Origin of the sequence: Streptomyces erythrochromogenes (assembly GCF_036170895.1) — a bacterium.
Lineage (GTDB): Bacteria > Actinomycetota > Actinomycetes > Streptomycetales > Streptomycetaceae > Streptomyces > Streptomyces erythrochromogenes.
The window spans coordinates 1,679,031-1,698,720 of sequence record NZ_CP108036.1; the positions used below are offsets into that span (position 1 = coordinate 1,679,031).

Annotated in this window: 17 protein-coding genes and 1 riboswitch; of the genes, 13 read left to right on the forward strand and 4 right to left on the reverse strand. The window is 73.5% G+C overall.

Annotation, left to right across the window (positions count from 1 at the left end; all coding sequences use genetic code 11):
* Positions 1-142: 142 nt before the first annotated feature.
* The 7 genes from OHA91_RS07860 (at position 143) to OHA91_RS07890 (ending at position 9,587) form a co-directional block, all read left to right on the forward strand.
* On the forward strand, positions 143-994 hold the full coding sequence (locus OHA91_RS07860; protein ID WP_031157979.1) for a LysR substrate-binding domain-containing protein: 852 nt from the start codon (positions 143-145) through the stop codon (positions 992-994).
* Positions 995-1,327: 333 nt separating this feature from the next.
* Positions 1,328-3,151 carry an AMP-dependent synthetase/ligase gene (locus OHA91_RS07865; protein ID WP_328738916.1) on the forward strand — a complete coding sequence of 608 codons (1,824 nt, stop codon included), beginning with the start codon at positions 1,328-1,330 and terminating at the stop codon, positions 3,149-3,151.
* 124 nt (positions 3,152-3,275) lie between these two features.
* Positions 3,276-4,544 (forward strand): ABC transporter substrate-binding protein, encoded by a 1,269-nt coding sequence (locus tag OHA91_RS07870; protein ID WP_328738917.1) that lies wholly within the window; start codon positions 3,276-3,278, stop codon positions 4,542-4,544.
* 9 nt (positions 4,545-4,553) lie between these two features.
* A complete protein-coding gene (locus OHA91_RS07875; protein WP_266493477.1) occupies positions 4,554-7,358 on the forward strand; it encodes an ABC transporter permease subunit in 2,805 nt (934 codons plus the stop codon).
* Positions 7,355-8,122 carry an ABC transporter ATP-binding protein gene (locus tag OHA91_RS07880; RefSeq protein WP_328738918.1) on the forward strand — a complete coding sequence of 256 codons (768 nt, stop codon included), beginning with the start codon at positions 7,355-7,357 and terminating at the stop codon, positions 8,120-8,122. Before OHA91_RS07875 ends, OHA91_RS07880 begins: the two co-directional genes overlap by 4 nt.
* Positions 8,123-8,301: 179 nt before the next feature.
* Complete coding sequence (locus OHA91_RS07885; protein WP_266493472.1) at positions 8,302-9,150, forward strand: aldo/keto reductase; 849 nt, start codon at positions 8,302-8,304, stop codon at positions 9,148-9,150.
* An 11-nt stretch (positions 9,151-9,161) separates the two neighbouring features.
* Positions 9,162-9,587 (forward strand): RICIN domain-containing protein, encoded by a 426-nt coding sequence (locus OHA91_RS07890; protein WP_031157994.1) that lies wholly within the window; start codon positions 9,162-9,164, stop codon positions 9,585-9,587.
* Positions 9,588-9,668: 81 nt separating this feature from the next.
* On the opposite strand, the gene OHA91_RS07895 is transcribed toward OHA91_RS07890, so the two are convergent.
* Entirely contained in the window at positions 9,669-10,433 is a 765-nt protein-coding gene (locus OHA91_RS07895; RefSeq protein WP_328738919.1) for a class I SAM-dependent methyltransferase, read from the reverse strand.
* Positions 10,433-10,738 carry a 4a-hydroxytetrahydrobiopterin dehydratase gene (locus OHA91_RS07900; RefSeq protein WP_031157999.1) on the reverse strand — a complete coding sequence of 102 codons (306 nt, stop codon included), beginning with the start codon at positions 10,736-10,738 and terminating at the stop codon, positions 10,433-10,435. Before OHA91_RS07900 ends, OHA91_RS07895 begins: the two co-directional genes overlap by 1 nt.
* A 176-nt stretch (positions 10,739-10,914) precedes the next feature.
* On the opposite strand from OHA91_RS07900, the gene OHA91_RS07905 reads away from it, so the two are divergent.
* Positions 10,915-12,729, forward strand: coding sequence for a hydroxysqualene dehydroxylase (locus OHA91_RS07905; RefSeq protein WP_328741101.1), 1,815 nt, complete (start codon positions 10,915-10,917; stop codon positions 12,727-12,729).
* A gap of 46 nt (positions 12,730-12,775) precedes the next feature.
* On the forward strand, positions 12,776-13,570 hold the full coding sequence (locus tag OHA91_RS07910; RefSeq protein ID WP_266493463.1) for a helix-turn-helix domain-containing protein: 795 nt from the start codon (positions 12,776-12,778) through the stop codon (positions 13,568-13,570).
* On the opposite strand, the gene OHA91_RS07915 is transcribed toward OHA91_RS07910, so the two are convergent.
* Complete coding sequence (locus tag OHA91_RS07915) at positions 13,556-13,972, reverse strand: hypothetical protein (RefSeq protein WP_031158006.1); 417 nt, start codon at positions 13,970-13,972, stop codon at positions 13,556-13,558. The two genes, OHA91_RS07910 and OHA91_RS07915, sit on opposite strands and share 15 nt — an antisense overlap.
* 258 nt (positions 13,973-14,230) lie before the next feature.
* Here OHA91_RS07915 and OHA91_RS07920 point away from each other — a divergent pair, with 258 nt between their 5' ends.
* The 4 genes from OHA91_RS07920 to OHA91_RS07935 are packed head-to-tail and all read left to right on the forward strand — an operon-like array spanning position 14,231 to position 18,561.
* Complete coding sequence (locus OHA91_RS07920; RefSeq protein ID WP_328738921.1) at positions 14,231-15,256, forward strand: hypothetical protein; 1,026 nt, start codon at positions 14,231-14,233, stop codon at positions 15,254-15,256.
* Positions 15,253-15,894, forward strand: coding sequence for a toxin-antitoxin system, toxin component (locus tag OHA91_RS07925; RefSeq protein ID WP_158714916.1), 642 nt, complete (start codon positions 15,253-15,255; stop codon positions 15,892-15,894). The genes OHA91_RS07920 and OHA91_RS07925 overlap by 4 nt, the downstream gene beginning before the upstream one ends.
* Positions 15,895-15,910: 16 nt before the next feature.
* Positions 15,911-17,422 carry an NAD(P)/FAD-dependent oxidoreductase gene (locus tag OHA91_RS07930; protein WP_328738922.1) on the forward strand — a complete coding sequence of 504 codons (1,512 nt, stop codon included), beginning with the start codon at positions 15,911-15,913 and terminating at the stop codon, positions 17,420-17,422.
* Positions 17,419-18,561, forward strand: a complete 1,143-nt coding sequence (locus OHA91_RS07935) for an MAB_1171c family putative transporter (protein ID WP_051893938.1) — start codon at positions 17,419-17,421, stop codon at positions 18,559-18,561. Before OHA91_RS07930 ends, OHA91_RS07935 begins: the two co-directional genes overlap by 4 nt.
* Before the next feature lie 63 nt (positions 18,562-18,624).
* Here OHA91_RS07935 and OHA91_RS07940 read toward each other — a convergent pair whose 3' ends face one another.
* A complete protein-coding gene (locus OHA91_RS07940; protein ID WP_031158015.1) occupies positions 18,625-19,470 on the reverse strand; it encodes a bifunctional 5,10-methylenetetrahydrofolate dehydrogenase/5,10-methenyltetrahydrofolate cyclohydrolase in 846 nt (281 codons plus the stop codon).
* Positions 19,471-19,565: 95 nt separating this feature from the next.
* A riboswitch (ZMP/ZTP riboswitch) is annotated at positions 19,566-19,667 on the reverse strand.
* Positions 19,668-19,690 lie beyond the last annotated feature (23 nt).

Here is a 19,690-nt window from a genome sequence, read left to right on the forward strand (position 1 = left end):
TTGCTGTCGGGGCGGGTGGGACCGGGTGCTCTCCGTCCCTTCACGGTGTCCCTCCATGGTCGGGCCCCTCCGGTCATCGGGAAACCCGTACACCGCTCTCACTGTCATCACGTATCGCGATGAACGGACCTAGGATGGGGGGATGTACGACCCGGTGCAGTTGCGGACGTTCCTCACTGTGGCCCAGACGCTGAGCTTCACGCAGGCCGCGGGGCGTCTCGGGGTACGGCAGTCCACGGTCAGCCAGCACGTGCGGCGGCTGGAGGAGGCGACCGGGCGGCCGCTGTTCCTGCGGGACACGCACAGTGTGGAGCTGACGGAGGACGGCGAGGCGATGCTCGGCTTCGCGCGCACGATCCTGGAGGCGCACGAGCGGGCGGCGGCCTTCTTCACGGGCACGCGGCTGCGGGGGCGGCTGCGGTTCGGGGCCTCGGAGGACTTCGTGCTGTCGCGGCTTCCGGAGATCCTGGAGGGGTTCCGGCACGAGCATCCCGAGGTGGACCTGGAACTGTCGGTGGAGCTGTCGGGCACGCTGCACGAGCGGCTGGACGCGGGGCGCCTGGACCTGGTGCTGGCGAAGCGGCGGGGGCCCGGGGACGAGCGGGGCCGCCTGGTCTGGCGGGACCGGATGGTGTGGATCGGCGCGGAGGGGCTGCGGGTGGATCCCGAGCGGCCGGTTCCGCTGATCGTCTTCCCGCCGCCGGGCATCACCCGGGCGCGCGCCCTGGAGGTGCTGGAACGGGACGGCCGGGCGTGGCGGATCGCGTGTACGAGCGGCAGCCTGAGCGGCCTGGTGGCGGCGGCCCGGGCCGGGCTGGGGGTGATGGCGCACACCCGGGGGCTGGTCCCGCCGGGTCTGGTGCGGGTGGGCGGGCTGCCCGAGCTGGGGCCGGTGGAGTTCGCGCTGGTGCGCGGGCCGCGTGCGTCGCCCGCGGCCGAGGCCCTGGCGGCGGCGGTCCTCTCCGGAGCGGACCGGCTCACCCGCACCGGCTGACCGCCCCGCCCCGGTGGACCCCGCGCCGGTGGACCGCTGGGCCGCCCCTCGTACCGCTCGGCGGACCCCGGCAGGGCGCCCGCCGGACCACCCGGCAGGCCGCCCGCCGGACACCCGCCAGACCCCCGGCGCGCCGTCCGGCGCACCTGCCGGACACCCGGCGCACGGGAGCGACCGCCGGGCGCACACCGGGCCGCCCGCGCCCTCTGACCCGCACGTCAGCGGCGTGAACCGCGTGATCACTGGGGAGGTCTTGTGGAGGTATCCGAACGTCGATCAACCCCCCTTGACGCTGAGGTACGTTCACCGCGGCGCGCGGAGAGGAGCGGGGCCTTGCGCGAGATCACCGTCCCACCGATCATCACGGGCGCGCCCGTCGGCGGGCTGGCCGACGTCGTCTTCCAGCACGCCCGGGAGGAGCCGGACCGGGTGGTCCTCGGCCGGAAGACCGACGGGGTGTGGCGGGACGTGACCTCCGGCGAGCTGGCCGCCGAGGTGCTCGCGCTCGCCAAGGGGCTGCTGGCCCAGGGGGTGCGCTTCGGGGACCGGGTGGCCGTCATGTCCCGGACCCGGTACGAGTTCACGCTCTTCGACTTCGCCCTGTGGGCGATCGGCGCCCAGCCCGTCCCCGTCTACCCGACCTCCTCCACCGAGCAGGTGCACTGGATCCTCTACGACACCGACTGCACGGCCTGTGTCGTGGAGAACGAGGACCAGGCCATGACGGTGGGGTCGGTCATCGACCGGCTCCCCCACCTGAGACTGCTGTGGCAGCTGGACGCCGGGGCCGTGGACGCGCTCGTCGCCGACGGCCGGTCGGTCGCCGAGGACGTCGTGCACCGCCACCGCGGCGCGGTGACTCCCGACGCGACGGCGACCGTGATCTACACCTCGGGGACCACCGGCCGCCCCAAGGGGTGCGTGCTCACGCACGCGAACTTCATGTACGAGACCGACACCCTGGTGGCCCGCTGGGAGTCGGTGTTCCAGGGCCGGCAGGGCGACCGGCCGTCGACGCTGCTCTTCCTGCCGCTGGCCCACGTCTTCGGACGGATGGTGGAGGTGGCGGCCGTCCGGGCGCGGGTCAAGCTCGGGCACCAGCCGGTGCTGGCGGCGGCCGAGCTGGTGCCGGACCTCGCGGCGTTCCGGCCGACCTTCGTGCTCGGCGTCCCCTACGTCTTCGAGAAGGTCTTCGCGGCCGCCCGCCGCAAGGCGGAGGCGGAGGGGCGTACGGGGCCCTTCGACCGGGCCGTGGAGACTGCCGTGCGGTACGCGGAGGCGCGCGAGCAGAAGGCCTTCGGCACCGGGCCGGGCCCCTCGACGGCGCTGCGGATGGAGCACCAGCTCTTCGAGAAGCTCGTCTACGGCAAGGTCCGCGAGGCGATGGGCGGGCAGGTGCGGTACGCCATGTCGGGCGGGTCCGCGATGTCGCGCCGCCTCGGGCTGTTCTTCGACGGCGCCGGGATCACGGTGTTCGAGGGGTACGGGCTGACCGAGTCCTGCGCGGCCGCCACGGCGAACCCCCCGGAGGCGACGAAGTACGGGACGGTGGGCCGGCCGATCCCTGGCAGCACGGTGCACATCGCGGACGACGGGGAGGTCTGGCTGCACGGCGGGCACATCTTCTCCGGGTACCTGGGCGACCCGCGGGCCACGGAGGCGGTGCTGCGGGGCGGCTGGCTGGCGACCGGGGACCTGGGGCGGCTGGACGAGGACGGCTACCTGACCATCACCGGGCGCAAGAAGGACATCCTGGTGACGTCCAACGGCAAGAGCGTCGCCCCGGCGGCGCTGGAGGAGCGGGTCCGTTCGCACCCGCTGGTGGCGCAGTGCGTGCTGGTGGGCAACGACCGGCCGTACGTCGCGGCGCTGCTCACCCTGGACACGGAGGGGATAGCGCACTGGCTGTCGATGCGCGGCAGACCGCAGATGCCGGCCGCGGACCTGGTGAGCGACCCGGAGCTGACGGCGGAGGTCCGCCGGGCGGTGGTGGCCGCCAACACCCTGGTGTCACAGGCGGAGGCGATCCGCACCTTCCGCGTGCTGGGCGAGCAGTTCACGGAGGAGCGGGGGCTGCTGACCCCTTCGCTGAAGCTCAAGCGCCGGGCGATCGAGAAGGCCTACGAGAAGGAGGTCGCCGCGCTCTACCGGACGTGAACCGTGTTTCCGGAGCACGGGATCAGCGCATCTGACGGTTCATCACTTCACCTCGCCATGGATATTGACGATCCGTCAGGTCACACACAGAATGCGGGGATTCCGACCGGAGGGGATCCCCGAAATGTCGCGACCGATCCGCACCCTGGCCGCCGCGGCGGCGGCCATCGCGCTCGTCTCCGCCTGCAACTCCGCCTCCACCAACGGCACCTCTCCGGGCGGGTCCGGTGACGCGCCCGGCAACACGCGCGGGGTGACCGCCGACTCGATCAAGGTCGGGGGCATCGTCTCCATGACCACCGCCAGCGGCTACAGCAAGAAGGACACCGACCTCGGCGCCAAGGCGCGATACCTGAGGGCCAATGCCGAGGGCGGGGTCCACGGCCGCAAGATCGAATACCTGGGCGCGGAGGACGACGGCCAGGACCCCGCGAAGAACATGGCGGCCGCCCGCAAGCTCGTCCAGCAGGACAAGGTCTTCGCGGTGTCCCCCATGAGCTCCGTGACCTTCTCCGGCGCCGACTTCCTGGAGCAGGAGAAAGTGCCCACCTTCGGCTGGGGCACCCTGCCCTCCTTCTGCGGACCCAAGTACATCTACGGCTTCAACGGCTGCCTGGTCCCCACTCCCGGCGGCACCCTGAACCAGACTTGGCCCGAGGGCATCGGCCAGATCCTCGGCGGTGCCCAGGGCAAGTCCGTCGCGATCATCGCCAACGACAGCGACGCCGGGAAGTTCGGCATCCGGACCTTCCAGCAGGGCTTCACCAGCGCCGGATTCAAGGTCTCCTACGCCAAGGCCTCCGTACCGGGCACCGCCGTCCCGAGCGACTGGTCCGCGTACGTGAAGGAGATCCTCTCCAGCAACGACGGCAAGGCCCCGGACGCCGTGGTCTCCGTCATGCAGACCCCCAACAACATCGGGCTCTTCACCGCGCTCAAGCGCAGCGGGTACCAGGGGCTGCTCTCCGACCCCACCGACTACGACCCCGGGCTGCTCGCCCAGGACGCCACCCGGCAGGCCCTCGACGGCATCCACGTCCTGCTGCAGTTCCAACCGTTCGAGTCGGCCGACCCGAAGATGGCGCAGTTCAAGGCCGACATCAAGGCGGCCGCGGGCGGCAAGGACGTCCCGCTCAACATGCACATGTTGACCGGGTACATGTCGGCCGACCTGTTCGTGTCGATCGCGCAGAAGGCCGGCAAGGGCCTGACCGTGGAGTCCTTCCAGGCCGCCGCGCAGGGCTTCTCCGACACCGGCACGCTCGTCGGCGACCGCGCGCTGCCCAAGGGGCAGAAGGACAGCTTCGGCTGCGGAGCGCTCGTACAGCTGAAGAACGGCGCGTACGAGGTCTCCGTCCCGTTCAAGTGCTACGAACCCATCCCCTTCAAGTAGGGGTGCGGCATGGGGGATCTGCTCGTCTTCGTCCTGAGCGGTCTGGTCTCCGGCGCCCTGTACGCGCTGCTCGCCACCGGGCTGGTGCTCTCGTACTCGGCGTCCGGGCTGTTCAACTTCGCGCACGGGGCCACCGCCTACCTGTGCGCGCTCACCTTCTACGAACTGCACTCGGGGCTGGGCTGGCCGGCGGTCCCGGCGGCGCTGCTGGTGGTGCTCGTCCTCGCCCCCGGTCTGGGCTGGGGGCTGGACCGGCTGATGTTCCGGCGGCTCGCACGGGTCGGTGAGACGGCGCAGATCGTCGCGACCATCGGACTGCTGGTGGCGCTGCCGGCCGCCGGGCTGTGGGCGGTCGAACTGCTGGCGGACGCGGGCGCCCCGGTGAAACCGGCGGAGAACCAGTTCGGGCTGCCGGGCGTGGGGCCGAGCCCGGCGAAGTCCTGGCAGCTCACGGACGGCGTCGGCATCGACTCCGACCAGCTGATCACCTGGGTGGTCACCGCGCTGGTGGCGGTGGCCCTGTGGGTGCTGATGCGGCACACGCGGATCGGGCTGCGGCTGCGGGCGGCCGTCGACAACCGCTCGCTGACCGAGCTGCGCGGGATCAGCGCCGACCGGCTGTCGTCGGTGGCCTGGATGATCGCTTCGGCACTGGCCGGGCTGGCGGGCGTCCTGGCGACCCCGCTGCTGGGGCTGTCGGCCCACGACTTCACGCTGTTCCTGTTCGTCTCGGCCACGGCCGCGGTCATCGGACGGTTCGCGTCCGTACCGCTCGCCTTCGCCGGCGGGCTGGGGCTGGGGGTCCTGCAGAACCTGGTGGCGGGGTACGCGTCCTTCGCCGAGTCGGTCACCGGCTTCCGTACGGCGGTGCCCTTCCTGATCCTGTTCGGCGGGCTGCTGGTGTTGACCCGCAGGGCGCGGGCGGCGGGCGTCGCCGCCGTGGACGCGCCGCCGGTGGACCACCTGGCCGGGGCGTCGTGGGGGCGGCGGTGGGGGCTATGGGCGGCGGGCGCGGGGCTCCTGTGCATTGCGTTCTACACCGTCACCACGCCCTTCTGGAGCGGGCTGCTGGCGCAGGGGCTGGCCATCGCGCTCGTGTTCATGTCCTTCACCGTGGTGACCGGGCTGGGGGCGATGGTGTCGCTGGCGCAGGGCACCTTCGTGACCGGGGCGGCGCTCGTGGCCGGACTGCTCATGAGCCGGGGCTGGCCGTTCGTGGCGGCGCTGGCGGTGGGCACGTGCGCGGCGGCCCTGCTGGGGGCGCTGGTCGCGCTGCCGGCGCTGCGGCTGGGGGGCAGGTCCCTGGCGCTGGCCACGCTGGCGCTGGCGTTCCTGGCCGACCAAGTGCTGTTCCAGTTGAGATGGCTGCGGAACGGCGACACGGGGTGGTCGATCCCGCGGCCGGTGTTCGGGCCGGTGGACCTGTCCGACGACCGGGCGCTGGGGGTGGCCCTGGTGGTGCTGGTCGCGCTGGTCGCAGCCGGGCTGAGCGCCCTGCGGAACTCCCCGTCGGGACGCGCCATGCTGGCGGTGCGGTCGGCTCCGGCAGCGGCGGCGGCCTCGGGGGTGTCGGTACTGCGCACGAAACTGCTGCTGTTCACCCTGTCCGCCGGGCTGGCCGGGTTCGGGGGCGTGCTGTACGCGTCGTACAACACCCGGATCACGGCCACGGACTTCACGGCGATGACGGGGCTGGTGTGGCTGGCGGTGGTGGTGGCGGCGGGTGTGCGGCGGCCGCAGTACGCGGTGGTGGCCGGGCTGGTGTACGCGGTGGCCCCGCGGCTGCTGTCCGACTACGTGACGGAGTCCGCTCACCTGCCGGTGATCCTGTTCGGCCTGGCGGGGCTGGCCCTGGCCAACGATCCGGACGGGTATTGCGCGGCCGTGCCGGTGCGGCTGGCGAAGCGGCGGGCGGTGGGCCCTGCGGGCGGCTCGTCCCCCACCCCGCCCCTTCCCGAACCGGGGCTCCGCCCAAGACCCCGCTCCTCGAACGCCGGAGGGGCTGAAAGAACGGCCTCGCCGGCGTTTGAGGCGCGGGGGGTCGGGGGCGGAGCCCCCGACGGGTCCGGGCGGAGCCCGGTTTCGGGAAGGGGCGGGGTGGGGGAAGGCCCCGCAGGGGCCGCGCCCGCACTCGCGCTGCGCGGGGTCACGGCCGGGTACGACGGGGGGTTGGTCCTGCACGGGGTCGGTCTCGACGTCCGCAAGGGGGAGATCCTCGCCCTGCTCGGGCCCAACGGCGCCGGGAAGAGCACCGCCTGCCGGGTCGCCGCCGGCTCGCTGCCCGTCTCGGGCGGAGCGGTGTACGTGAGCGGGCGGGACGCCACCCGCGACGGCGCCGTGCGGCGGGCGCGGGCCGGGGTGCTGCTCGCCCCCGAGGGGCGGGGGATCTTCCCCGCGCTCACCATCGAGGAGAACCTGGCCCTGTACCTCAAGGAGGCCGACGCGCGGGCCACCGTCTACGCCCGCTTCCCCCGGCTCGCGCAGCGGCGCGGGATTCCCGCCGGGGCACTGTCCGGCGGCGAGCAGCAGATGCTCGCCCTGGCACCGCTGCTGCAGCGGCCGCCCGCGGTGCTGATCGCCGACGAGCCCTCGCTCGGGCTCGCCCCGCGCGTGGTGGAGGAGGTGTACGCGCTGCTCACCGAGCTCCGCGACGCCGGCACCGCGCTGCTCCTGGTGGAGGAGAAGGCGGCCGGGATCCTGGGCGTCGCCGACACCGTGGCCTACCTCTCCCAGGGCCGGGTGTCCTGGTGCGGCCCCCGGGCCGAGGTGGAGGCGGACCGGCTCACCGAGGCCTACCTGGGGAGGGGGACATGAGCGGCTACGTGCTGGAAGCCAGCGGTGTCAGCGTGCGGTTCGGCGGGGTCAGGGCGCTGACCGGGGTGGGCCTGGGGATCCGGGCGGGCGAGGTGTGCGGGCTGATCGGACCCAACGGCGCCGGGAAGACGACGCTGTTCGACGTCCTGTCCGGAATCCGGCGGCCCGACCGGGGGCGGATGCTGCTGGACGGGGCGGACATCACGCGCCGCTCCCCCGTGTGGCGGGCCCGGCACGGGATGCGCCGGACGTTTCAGCGACAGCAGTTGTTCGGTCAGCTCAGCGTGGCCGACAACGTGCTGGTGGCGCAGGAGTGGCGGGGCGGCGGGGGCGGCCTGGCCGCCGACCTGCTCGCCCTTCCGGCCCGACGGGCCCGGGAGCGGGCGCGCCGCACCCGCGGCGAGCGGGTGCTGGCCGACTGCGGGATCGGCGCGCTCGGGGCCACGTACGCCGGCGGGCTGCCCGTCGGGCAGGCCCGGATGGTCGAGCTGGCGCGTGCGGCGGCCGATCCGCCGCGGGTGCTGCTGCTGGACGAACCGGCGTCCGGCATGTCGGCGCCCGAGCGCGAGCGGCTCGCGGCGGTGGTGCGGCGGCTGGCGGAGGAGGGCTGTGCGGTGCTGCTGGTCGAGCACAACGTGGCCTTCGTGATGGACCTCTGCACGCGGGTCGTCGTACTGGACCTCGGGACGGTGCTGGCCGAGGGCACGCCGGCCGGGGTACGGGCGGACCCGCTGGTGCGGGAGGCGTACCTCGGGGCCACCTAAGTCGTCGCTTCCGGATCCTGCCTGACCCGCGCCGCCCGGCACCGCACCTCGCCGCGTTGTCGGAGCACCGCAGTACGTCCAGCATGGCGGGAATACGTCGTACGAGGGGCCGGTTGTCGCCCCTCGTACGACGCTGTACCACCGCGCACCAACGCGCCGACGTGAGGGAACGACCCGACGTGAACCAGGTCCCGGCCATCAAGCTCAACAACGGCACGCTCATGCCCCAGCTCGGCTTCGGTGTCTGGCAGGTGCCGGACGCGGAGGCGGAGCACGCCGTGGGGACCGCCCTGGAGGCCGGTTACCGCAGCATCGACACGGCCGCCATCTACGGCAACGAGAAGGGCACGGGCAAGGCCGTCGCCGCTTCCGGGCTGCCGCGCGAGGAACTGTTCGTCACTACCAAGCTGTGGAACGGCCCGAAGCAGACGTGGGGCCGCGACGAGGTGCTGCGCGCCTTCGACGACTCCCTCGCCAAGCTGGGCCTCGACCACGTCGACCTGTACCTGATCCACTGGCCGCGCCCGATGCGCGACGACTTCGTCGCCATCTGGAAGACCTTCGAGGAGATCGCCGCGAGCGGCCGCGCCAAGGCGGTCGGCGTGTCGAACTTCCGCACCGAGGACCTGGACCGGATCGCCGCCGAGAGCGCCCTCGTGCCGGCCGTGAACCAGGTCGAGCTGCACCCGCTGCACCCCCAGGCCGCGCTGCGCGCCGAGCACGCCGCGCGCGGGATCGTGACCGAGGCGTGGTCCCCGCTGGGCCAGGGCAAGGAGCTCCTGACCCTGCCCGCCGTCACCGCCATCGCCGACGCGCACGGCCGCAGCGCCGCGCAGGTGGTGTTGCGCTGGCACCTCCAGCACGGGAACGTCGTGATCCCGAAGTCCGTGACTCCCGCCCGCATCCGGGAGAACCTGGACGTCTTCGGCTTCGAGCTGGACGCGGCCGAGATGGCTGCGCTGGACGCCCTGGGTGCGGGCGCGGCGGGCCGCCGGATCGGCCCGGACCCGGCCGAATTCGACGTGTGAGGGTGACCGGGTTGAACCTTCCCGAAGGGATCTACCGGATCCGCAACGTGGACAGCGGGCTGGTGCTCCAGCTGGAGGGCGCCTCCCGGGTGCGGGTCGGCCCGGACGGGCCGCCCGCCCCGCCGGCCGCCCGCCGGTGGCTGATCGCGCCGGTGCACAGCGGCGGCGGGATCTTCCACCTGGTGAGCGAGGACAACGAGCGGCGCCTGGACGTGGCGAACGCGTCGACGGAGAGTGGTGCCCGGGTGCAGGTGTGGCGGGCCAACGCCTTCGGCGCGCAGGAGTGGATCGTCGAGGAGCACCTCGACGCCCCGGGGGTGGTGTCCTTGATCGCCTGTATCAGCGGCCTGCCGCTGGAGGCCGACGCGGAGGGCCGGGTCCGGCAGGGCGAGGACACCGACTCCCCGTCCCAGTGGTGGCGGCTGGAGCCGGCGTAGGCCGTCTCTTCCGGATCGCGCCGGGCCCGGCCCCGGCACCGGCACGGGCCCCGAGACCGGCCCCGGGACCGGCCCCGTGCGTCACACCCGTACGAAGCTCCGCAGGCGGTACGTCGGCTCCGGGCGCGGGGTGTCCTGGTCGGGCAGCAGCTCCAGCCGGGCGGCCAGCTCCGCTGCGGTGATGCCGCGCGGGACGATGCGTGAGGCGTACCGTCCCGCGAGCAGCGCCTCGGCGGAGCCGCGCGGGGTGCGGCCCTGGCCGTGGCCGGTGAAGTGCGCCTCGCCGCCGGGGCGCAGGCCCGCCCGGGCCGCGTGGGCCTCGACCTCCCCGGAGGCGTCCGAGGGGGTCGGGGTCAGGTGCGCGGCGAAGACGGCGTCGATGTCGCTGCCGACGTCGTGCGCGGAGTCCTTGTCCACGGTGGCGACGAGGACCCCGCCGGGCCGCAGCACGCGGGCCGCCTCGGCGAGGACCGCGGGCACCAGCCCGGGCTCCCGCAGCAGGTGCAGCAGCCACACCGCGCTCACCGCGTCCAGCGAGCCCGAACGCACGGGCAGCCGGACGGCGTCGGCGAGGGTCACGGGGACGCCGCGGCGCAGCGCGGCGGCGGCCATGCCGTGGGACGCGTCGGCGCCCAGGACGCGCAGTCCGGGGCGCGTGAGCCGGGCGGTGACGATGCCCGTGCCGCAGCCGAGGTCGAGGAGGGTGGCCACGTCCGCCGGGAGGAGGCTGAGGACGGCCGCCGCGGCGGCCTCGGCGCGAGGGGTGCCGCCGCGGGAGGCGTCGTAGACTTCGGCCTCCGCGTCGTAGTCGAGCAGGGGTTTCGCGGTCGGTATGTGCGTGGTCATCAGCTCGCGCCGTGGGCGGGGGCGAGGGACTCGACGCGCTCGGCGAGGGCGAAGTCGGTCTCGGTCACCACGCCTCCGGCGTCGTGGCTGTTCACCGAGAGCCGCACGGTGTTGTAGCCGAGCGTCAGGTCGGAGTGGTGGTTCAACTCCTCCTGGACGGATGCGATGTGGGAGACCAGCGCGCTGGCCGCGAAGTGCGTGCCCAGTCGGTAGGTACGGATGATCCGGTCGTTCTCGAAGGCCCAGCCGGGGAGTTCCCTCAGGCGGTCCTCGATCTCCTTCTGCGACAGCGGTTCACTCGGCATGCACCCGGCTCCTTTTCCCCGTGACGTGTAGTCAAGGTTCCCACAGTGCACGCCGGATCGAACCTTTCGCGCCATAGTGCGCTCGGGTACTTCTGCACCTTCCGCCCCCGGCGCGCGCCCCCTAGGCTCCTGCGCCGGACGTGACTGTTACCAGCGGTAACGAGGGGGCATTCGCCATGGCCGGCACCGGAAGTTCCAGGCGTACGTTCATCGCGGGCACGGGCGCCGCGGCCCTGTCGGCCCAGGCCGCGGCGACCCTGGCGGCTCCGGCCGCGGCCGCCGCGACGGCCGCGGCGGCACCGCCCGCGCCACCCGCACCGCCCTCGCCGAACGGCCGGCGCGTCGCCGTCCTCGGCGGCGGGGTGGCGGGCCTGACCGCGGCGCACGAACTCGCCGAGCGCGGCTACGCCGTCACGGTGTACGAACGCCGGGCGCTAGGCGGCAAGGCCCGCAGCATGGACGTACCGGGCAGTGCCCGCGGCGGGCGCAGACCGCTGCCCGCCGAGCACGGCTTCCGCTTCATCCCGGGCATCTACCACAACCTGCCCGACACCATGCGGCGGATCCCCTTCGCGGGCAACGCGAACGGCGTGTGGGACAACCTGGTGGCCCCGCCCGAGATGATGTTCGCCCGCGCCGGGGGCCGCGAGGACCTGCGCGGCCCCATCCCCTGGCCCGGCCACTCCCCCGCCGCCCTCACGCCCGAGGAGGTGCGGCGCGCCCTCTCCGGCATCCTGCAGACCATGGTGCGGCTGCCGCTGCACGAGACGGCGTACTTCGTCGACCGCGTGCTCGTCTTCCTCACCAGCTGCGACGAGCGGCGGACCGAGGTCTGGGAGAACACCCCGTGGTGGGAGTTCACCCGGGCCGCGCGGATGTCGAACGAGTACCAGCGCATCCTGGCCGTCGGCGTCACCCGCAACATCGTGGCGACCAAGGCGGAGGAGGCCTCCACCCGCACGGTCGGCACCCTCGGCGAGGCCTTCGTCTTCAACCTGCTGGGCCGCGGGGCGGACGGCCCGCCGGACCGGATCCTCAACCTGCCGACCAACGAGGCGTGGATCGACCCGTGGGAGGCCCATCTGCGCTCCCTCGGCGTGGAGTTCAGGATCGGCTGGGCGGTACGGGAGGTGCAGTACGGCAACGGCCGGGTGAGCGGGGTCGTGGTCGAGGGCCCGGACGGCGCTCGGCAGACCGTGACCGCCGACCACTACGTCAGCGCGCTGCCCGTCGAGCACGCCCGGCGCACCTGGAGCGCGGGGCTGCGGGCCGCCGATCCGATGCTGGGGCGCTGCGACAGGCTCCAGACCGACTGGATGACCGGCATCCAGTTCTACCTCACCGAGCGGGCGCCGCTGGTGCACGGCCACCTCAACTGCATCGACTCGCCCTGGTCGTTGACGGCGATCCAGCAGGCCGAGCACTGGCCGTCGCGGAACTTCCCCGCCGACTACGGCGACGGGGCGGCGGTCGACTGCCTGTCGGTGGACATCTCCGAGTGGGACAAGGCGGGGATCCTGTACGGGAAGACGGCCAAGCAGTGCACCCGCGACGAGGTGGCGCGCGAGGTGTGGGCCCAGCTGAAGGCCTCCCTGAACGACACCGGGAAGACCCCGCTGTCCGACTCCAAGCTGCATTCGTGGTTCCTGGACCCCGGGGTGGACGGGCTCGGCACCCCGAACCCCACCAACCAGGACGAGCTGCTGATCCACCCGGTCGGCACCCTCCGCAACCGGCCGAGCGCGGACACGCGCGTACCGAACTTCTTCCTCAGCGGGGACTACGTCGCCGTCGACATCGACCTGGCGACGATGGAGGGCGCCAACGCCTCGGCCCGCGCGGCCGTCAACAGCCTGCTGGACCGGGACGGTTCGACGGCGCGGCGGTGCACCGTCCGGCCGCTGTACCGGTCGCCGGAGATGGAGTCCGCCAAGCGGCACGACCTGTGGCGGTACCGCCTCGGCCTGCGCAACGTCTTCGATGTCGGCTGATCGCCCCGGGGTCCCCGGCCCGGCGGGCTCGGCTACCGTCGGGCCCATGACCACCTCGACGCCCACGGTCGGCGCCCTGCTCCGCACATGGCGGGAGCGGCGCGGCATCAGCCAGCTGGAGCTGGCGGGCCGCGCCGACTCCTCGTCCCGGCACATCAGCTTCATCGAGACGGGGCGCTCCCGGCCGAGCGAGGAGATGCTGCTCCGGCTCGCCGACCGCCTCGACGTCCCGGTACGGGAGCGCAACTCCCTCCTCCTCGCGGCGGGTTACGCCCCGCACTATGCGCAGACCGCGCTGGACGACCCGTCGATGGAGACCCTGCGCGAGGGCATCGAGCGGCTGCTGACCGGATACGAGCCCTATCCGGCGCTGGTCGTGGACGCCGTGTACAACGTCGTCGCCGCCAACCGGGGCACCCTGATGCTGCTGGACGGTCTGCCGGAGCACCTGCTGACGCCGCCGCTGAACGCGATGCGGATCACCCTGCACCCCGAGGGCCTGGCGCCGAGGATCCGCAACCTCAGGGAGTGGCGCGGTCACCTGCTCGCGCAGATGGAGCGCCAGATCGCCCTGGCCCGCTCCGAGCCGCTGCGCGCGCTGTACGAGGAGGTCTCCTCCTACCCGGTGGCCGAACGCCGGGGCGACGGCGAACCGGAGGAGGCCGTCCCGTACATCGCGCTCCCGCTGGTCATCGAGCACGACGGCCACCTGCTGTCCTTCGTGTCGTCCATCGCGACCTTCAACACGCCGATGGACGTGACCGTCGCCGAGCTGGCCATCGAGACGATGCTCCCGGCCGACCCGGCGACGGTGAAGTACCTGCGCTCACTCGGCGACTGAGCGCAGGGCGAGCTGCTGGAGCGCGGCGAAGCCGGCGACGGTCAGGGCCTGCGCCGGGATCCACACGGTCCCGGCGACGGTCGGCGAGAACCACACGACGAGGGCCACCAGGCTCAGCGCGGCCCAGGCGTAGTTGGTCTCGACGACGGCCTTCACGGCGAGCGCCGGGGGCTGGCTGCGCGAGGCCAGCCACCCGACGGCGGCGCCGTACAGCACGAGCACGACACCGAGGGCCAGGAGCAGCTCCTGCCCGACCCCGAGCAGCCGCCCCAGCGGCGCGGAGAAGGCGACGTAGGCGAGGCCGTTGCCGGTGGTGACGACGGCGTCGAGGGCGAGGAAGCGACGCAGCGCGAGCTGCGGCACGGAGGTACGGGCGAAACCGGCGAGCAGGGTCGCGGACATGGGGAATCAGCCTCCGTCGAGGTCGAACGGCCAGGTGGGAGCCGGACCCCGGAACCGAGTGCGCGGCCCCGGAACCCGACGCCCCCACTGTGCCGCGCCCCCTCACCGCCGGTCGATTACCTCCGAGGTCATGCCAACGGTTTTTGAGGTGGGCGGCAGGAAACATTGGGGTTCGCGTGGTTCGGCCGGGAGTGGGGGGCTAGGCTTCACGCAGCCCGATCCACTCGAACGCCTTGTCGACATATGGAGATTCCGCAGGTGCGAGCCGCTGATCGACCCGAGCTCGCCGCGATCTGGCGCCGCGTCGGGGCACTCGCGGAGCGCTGCGGCCGGGACCCCGGCGAGGTGCTGGCGGTGGGGCGGCTGAGCCACCTGTCGGGCGTCGAACCCCACCGCATTGCCTGCGTGGTGGCGGGTACGGCCGCCGAAGTGCCGCTGGAGCGGCGCGTGCACCAGCGGTTCCGGCTGCTGCGCGCGACCCGCCGCGACAAGCACGGCCGGGAATGGCCGCTCGCCGCCATCGCCCATGACTTCGGCGCGCCCGGCGCCTCCCTCGGACCGCTCAACGCGGGCACCGGGCTGCTGCGGATGGGTCATGCGGCGGGCGTGCAGCGGTTCTTCGGCGTCTACGCCGGCTTCCTGCTGGCCGACAGCAAGAGCGCGGTGGAACGGGCCCTCGCCCTGTCGGCCGGCACCGTCTCGGACGGCCGCGAGGACCTGGAACACCTCTCGTACCTGACCGGCATCACGCCCCGGGCCATCCGGCAGACCCTCGACGGCCGGCCGCCCCGGCTCCCCCTGAAGGAGCAGGTCCACCAGCGGTTCGAGCACCTGCGGCGCACCCGGCCGCGGGAGGACGGCCAGGCCCACTCGCTGACGGCCATAGCCAAGTCCTTCGACGCGTCGGGGCAGTCGCTGACCCGTCTCGCCCAGGGCGAGGGCATGCCGAACCTCGCCGCGGCCGCCGGGATCCAGCGCTTCTACGGCGTGGACGGCGGCTTCCTGCTCGCCGACGACACCGAGGCGCTCGGTACTGCGCTCGCGCTGATCGAGGGCGAACTGGAGTGCGTGGAACGGGCGCGGGAGAATCCGATGCTGGCCGTGCTGCGTGCGCACGACGTACGCAGCATCGTCACGCGGGCCGGCCGGCTGTCGCCCCAGGGCTGGAAGTCGCTGGCCGACCACTTGGACGACCTCCTCGCACGCGAGGGGCAGCTCGGGGTTCCGGGCACGAAGGGCGGGGCGCCGACGGAGGACGCCGCCGCCGAGGGAGAAACACCATGAGGACCACACGGGCCATGCGCAAGCTGGGCTCCGAACTGCTGGAGGGCGCACGCCTGACGGCCCCGGCCGATGTCGGGGAGATCATCGGGGCGCTGTGCGCGGCCTACGCCGGGCGGCGCGGCGGGGATCGGAAGGTGGACTTCCACTTCACCTCCTTCCCGCCCGACACCGCGAGCGGACTGTGGCTGGAGCTGGACGACGTCGACCTGATCGTCGTCGAGCAGCACACCCGGCCCGAGCACCAGCTCGTCATCGCGTGCCACGAGCTGTGGCACCTGGACGAGGGGACCTGCGACAGCGTCGGCCCGGGCATGCTGGCGGCCGCCCGCCTCGCGGGAGAGGGACGCCCCGGCCGCCTCGCCGCCCTGCTGGCCTCCGACGCCGGGCTGGACGCGGTCGTCCGGCAGGCGGCCGCACGCGCCGACCAGGGGGATCCGGCGGAGATCCGGGCCGAGACCTTCGGCCTGCACCTCGGCACCCTCCTGCGCTCCTACCTGCCGTCGCCCCGGGAGCAGCAGTTCCCCGAGGCGATCGAACGCATCAAGTCCTCACTCGGCTGGGGAAGCCCCGTGCCGCGCCGTGACCAGCACCAGCCAGTCGCCGCATCCCTCACGCCGATGCCCTCAGCACGGCCCTGACAGAGAGCCCGCCACGATGAACCAGTCCTCACCGCCCCGCCACGTCGTCGTCATAGGCGGCAGTCTGGCCGGCCTCCTCGCGGCCGCTGTCCTCGCCGAGCACGCCACGGTCACCGTCATCGACGCCGACCCGCTGCCCGAGGGGCCTGCCCCGCGCCGCGGGCTCCCGCAGGCCCGGCACACCCATCTCCTGTGGTCGGGCGGTGCCCGGGCCATCGAGCGGATCCTGCCCGGCATCACCGACGACTGGACGAAGGCCGGCGCCATCCGCCGCAGCCTGCCCACCGACCTGGTCACCAAGACCGCCCAGGGCTGGATCCCGCGCTGCGGGGAGAAGCAGTTCAACATCTCCTGCAGCCGCGACCTCCTCGACTCGGTGGTCCGCGCCCGCGTCACCGGCCTCGCCGGCGTGTCCACCCTCCAGCAGAGCCGGGTGCGGGGCCTGGAGGGCACGGCGGCCCGGGTGACCGGCGTCCGGGTCGACACCCCCGAGGAGCGGGACCGGCTGGTGACGGCCGATCTCGTGGTCGACGCCAGCGGCCGCGGATCGCGGGCCCGGACGTGGCTCCAGGCGCTCGGCGTGAGCGGCATCCGGCAGGCCGAGGTCGACTCCGGGCTCGTCTACGCGACCCGGATCTTCGAGGCGCCCGCAGGCGCGCACGAGATGGGTTTCCCCATCGTCAACGTGCAGTCCGACCCGCGGGTGCCCGTGCCCGGGCAGACCGCCACGATCGTGCCCATCGAGAACGGCCAGTGGCAGGCCACCCTGTCCGGCACCCGCGGCGGCCAGCCCACCGGCGACCCCGACGCGTTCATCCCGTTCGCCAAGTCCGTCCGCGACCCGATCGTCGGCGAGCTCCTGGAGGGCCGCAAGCCCCTCACGGACGTCGCCGTCACCCAGGGCACCGCCAACCGCCGGATCTACTTCGAGAAGGCCGAGCTGCCCGACGGCTTCTTCGCCGTCGGCGACTCCGTCGCCACCTTCAACCCGCTGTACGGACAGGGCATGAGCGTCGCCGCCCAGGGACTGCTGGCCGTACGCACCCTGCTGCGGGGCAAGGGCCTGGCCCATCCCGGGATCGGCCGCGAGGCGCAGCGCGTGATCGCGCCCCAGGTCGGCACCGCCTGGGAGCTCGCCACGTCGCAGGACATCCTCTATCCGGGCGCCACCGGGATGAAGCCGCGCGCCGGCACCAACGTCCTGAACGGCTACGTCAACCGCCTGATGACGGGAGCCACCACGGACGAGGCGCTCACCGCCGCCCTGTTCAACGTCCTCACCATGAGCATCGAGCCCACCCACTGGCTCCGCCCGTCGGTGGTCTGGCACGTGATGCGCGCCTCCGACCGGGGCGCGCTGAAGGCGCCGCCGCTCACCGCCGCGGAGCGGGCCGTCGCCGGGCTCGACCCGACGCCCGGAGCGGGCACCGGCGCCGGCTCCGGCAGAGGGGGCGGGGGCGGCGGCGCCCCCACCGGTCCGGCAACCGATCCGGTCGGCCCAGCCGACCCCGTCGGACAGGCCCGATGAGCGGCGAGACCGCCCTGCTCCTCCTGCCCGGCTCCCTGATGGTCCTGGCGCTGCTGATCAAGATTCCGAAGCTGCGCCGGAACTGGGACCAGCCGCTGAACCGGACCGCCTGCGCGCTGCTCGTCGTCGGCGCCCCCATCACCTTCCTGGCCTCGCCGCCGACGATCGCCGCGGTCAACCGCCGCACCGGCGTGGTCAACTTCTCCGCGCCCCTGGTGTTCGGCCTGCTCACCGTGTTCTCCGGGCTGTGCGTCGTCCTGGTCCTGCAGTGGCGCGGCGGGCCGCCCGCGGCCGTGCGCCGGGCCACCCGGCTGACCTCGGCCGTGTTCGGCACGGCCACCGCGGCGATCGTCGCCCTGTTCGTGATCGGCGACGCGCCGGTGGAACGGCTCAGGGACCTGGACACGTACTACGCCACGACGCCGTGGATCCGCGAGATGATCGTCTGCTTCCTGGTCGCGCACACGCTGGGCACCTCGGCGCTGACCTGGCTGTGCGCGAAGTGGTTCGCGCGCGCGGACCGCTCGCTGCGCCCGCTGCGCACGGGGCTGGCCCTGATCGTGCTCGCGGGGCTGCTGGACCTGGCCTACCTCGTCGCGAAATGGGCCTCGGTGGCCGCGCGCTGGGTCGGCCGTGACTGCGTGTACCTGTCCACGGACGTGGCGCCGCCCCTGGCGTCGGCCTCCGCGCTGCTGCTCGGGGCCGGGTTCGTCGTGCCGCTGGTCGGCGGGTCGGCGACGTGGACGGCCTTCGGCGAGTACCGGCGGCTGCGCCCGCTGTGGAAGGCGCTGCGCGGGTTCGCCGCGGCCCAGGGCCGGACCGTACCGCTGGCCTGGTGGTCCCCGGTGCGGATCCGGCTCGTCCACCGCGAGTCGGTCATCGACGACGGCATCCTGGCGCTGGCCGGCTGGTTCGACCCCCGGGTGCACGCCGCCGCGTACGAGGAGGCCCGCGGCCGGGGCATGGACGACGCGCGGGCGGCCACGGTCGCGGACGCGGCCGTACTGGCTGCCGCGTGCCGCCTCAAGGCCGCCGCCGCCCGCGGATCCGGGGCGGGACCGGCCCCGCTCCCGGAGCCGCACCGCCTGGGCCACCGCCCCCTGACGGCCCTGGCCCACGCGTTCCGCACGTCCGTCTGACGGCCGGGAAACGGCAGCGCCCCGGACCGGGGGTCCGGGGCGCTTGCGTATCGGCGGGGCGGGTCAGAGCTCGGCGAGGTCCAGCCCGGCCTGCGCCGCGGCGGCCTGCACGGTCTGCTCCAGCAGGACGGCGATGGTCATCGGGCCGACACCGCCCGGCACGGGCGTGATCAGCGAGGCCCGGGCCGCCGCCGACTCGAAGTGGACGTCGCCGACGTTGCCCTCGTTGTAGCCGGCGTCCAGGACCACGGCACCCGGCTTGATGTCCTCGCCCCGGATGAACTCGGCCTTGCCGACGGCCGCGACCAGCACGTCCGCCTGGCGCACGATCGAGGACAGGTCCTGGGTACGGGAGTGGCAGTAGGTGACGGTGGCGTTCTGCTCCAGCAGCAGCATCCCGGCCGGCTTGCCCAGGATCGCGCTGCGGCCGACGACCACGGCGTGCTTGCCGGTCAGGTCCACGTCGTACGCGGCGAGCAGGCGCATGATGCCGCCCGGGGTGCAGGAGACGAAGCCCGGCAGGCCGAAGCCCATGGCCGCGAAGGAGTGCATGGTGACCCCGTCCACGTCCTTGCCGGGGGCGATGGCCTCGAAGGCGGCGCGCTCGTCGATGTGGTGCGGAACGGGGTGCTGGAGCAGGATGCCGCTGATCTCCGGGTCCTCGGACAGGGCCGTGATCGCCGCGACCAGCTCCTCCGTGGTGGTCGAGGCCGGCAGCTCCACGTGGCGGGAGGTGATCCCGGCCTTCGCGCAGCGGTTCTGCTTCATGCGGACGTAGGTGACGGAGGCGGGGTCCTCGCCGACCAGTACGGTCGCGAGGCAGGGCGCGGTGCCGGTGCGCTCGGTGATCTTCGCCGCGAGGGCGGCGGTCTGCTCCGAGATGCGGCGGGCGAGGGCGGTGCCGTCCATCGGCCGGGCGGTGCCGGCGGCGGGGGCGGGGGCGGTCTGCTGGGCGGTCGTCACGGGATCTCCTGAACGTCGCTGCGGTGCGCGGTGCGCGGATCGCGGTTCGCCCAGGCGCGCGGCAGTCGACGTACGGGAGGTCCTCGGTACGCCGGGCCGCTCCCCGGTGGTGATCCACCCGAACGCCAGTCACGGCCCGCCGACCACTGTAGTCGACCAAATCGGT

What these genes read in the sequence shown, in the direction of transcription:
- OHA91_RS07860 (WP_031157979.1), top strand. Translation starts at nt 143, where the DNA reads ATGTACGACCCGGTGCAGTTGCGGACGTTCCTCACTGTGGCCCAGACG.
- OHA91_RS07870 (WP_328738917.1), top strand. Translation starts at nt 3,276, where the DNA reads ATGTCGCGACCGATCCGCACCCTGGCCGCCGCGGCGGCGGCCATCGCG.
- OHA91_RS07875 (WP_266493477.1), top strand. Translation starts at nt 4,554, where the DNA reads ATGGGGGATCTGCTCGTCTTCGTCCTGAGCGGTCTGGTCTCCGGCGCC.
- OHA91_RS07880 (WP_328738918.1), top strand. Translation starts at nt 7,355, where the DNA reads ATGAGCGGCTACGTGCTGGAAGCCAGCGGTGTCAGCGTGCGGTTCGGC.
- OHA91_RS07895 (WP_328738919.1), bottom strand. Translation starts at nt 10,433, where the DNA reads ATGACCACGCACATACCGACCGCGAAACCCCTGCTCGACTACGACGCG.
- OHA91_RS07900 (WP_031157999.1), bottom strand. Translation starts at nt 10,738, where the DNA reads ATGCCGAGTGAACCGCTGTCGCAGAAGGAGATCGAGGACCGCCTGAGG.
- OHA91_RS07905 (WP_328741101.1), top strand. Translation starts at nt 10,915, where the DNA reads ATGGCCGGCACCGGAAGTTCCAGGCGTACGTTCATCGCGGGCACGGGC.
- OHA91_RS07910 (WP_266493463.1), top strand. Translation starts at nt 12,776, where the DNA reads ATGACCACCTCGACGCCCACGGTCGGCGCCCTGCTCCGCACATGGCGG.
- OHA91_RS07915 (WP_031158006.1), bottom strand. Translation starts at nt 13,972, where the DNA reads ATGTCCGCGACCCTGCTCGCCGGTTTCGCCCGTACCTCCGTGCCGCAG.
- OHA91_RS07925 (WP_158714916.1), top strand. Translation starts at nt 15,253, where the DNA reads ATGAGGACCACACGGGCCATGCGCAAGCTGGGCTCCGAACTGCTGGAG.
- OHA91_RS07930 (WP_328738922.1), top strand. Translation starts at nt 15,911, where the DNA reads ATGAACCAGTCCTCACCGCCCCGCCACGTCGTCGTCATAGGCGGCAGT.
- OHA91_RS07935 (WP_051893938.1), top strand. Translation starts at nt 17,419, where the DNA reads ATGAGCGGCGAGACCGCCCTGCTCCTCCTGCCCGGCTCCCTGATGGTC.
- OHA91_RS07940 (WP_031158015.1), bottom strand. Translation starts at nt 19,470, where the DNA reads ATGGACGGCACCGCCCTCGCCCGCCGCATCTCGGAGCAGACCGCCGCC.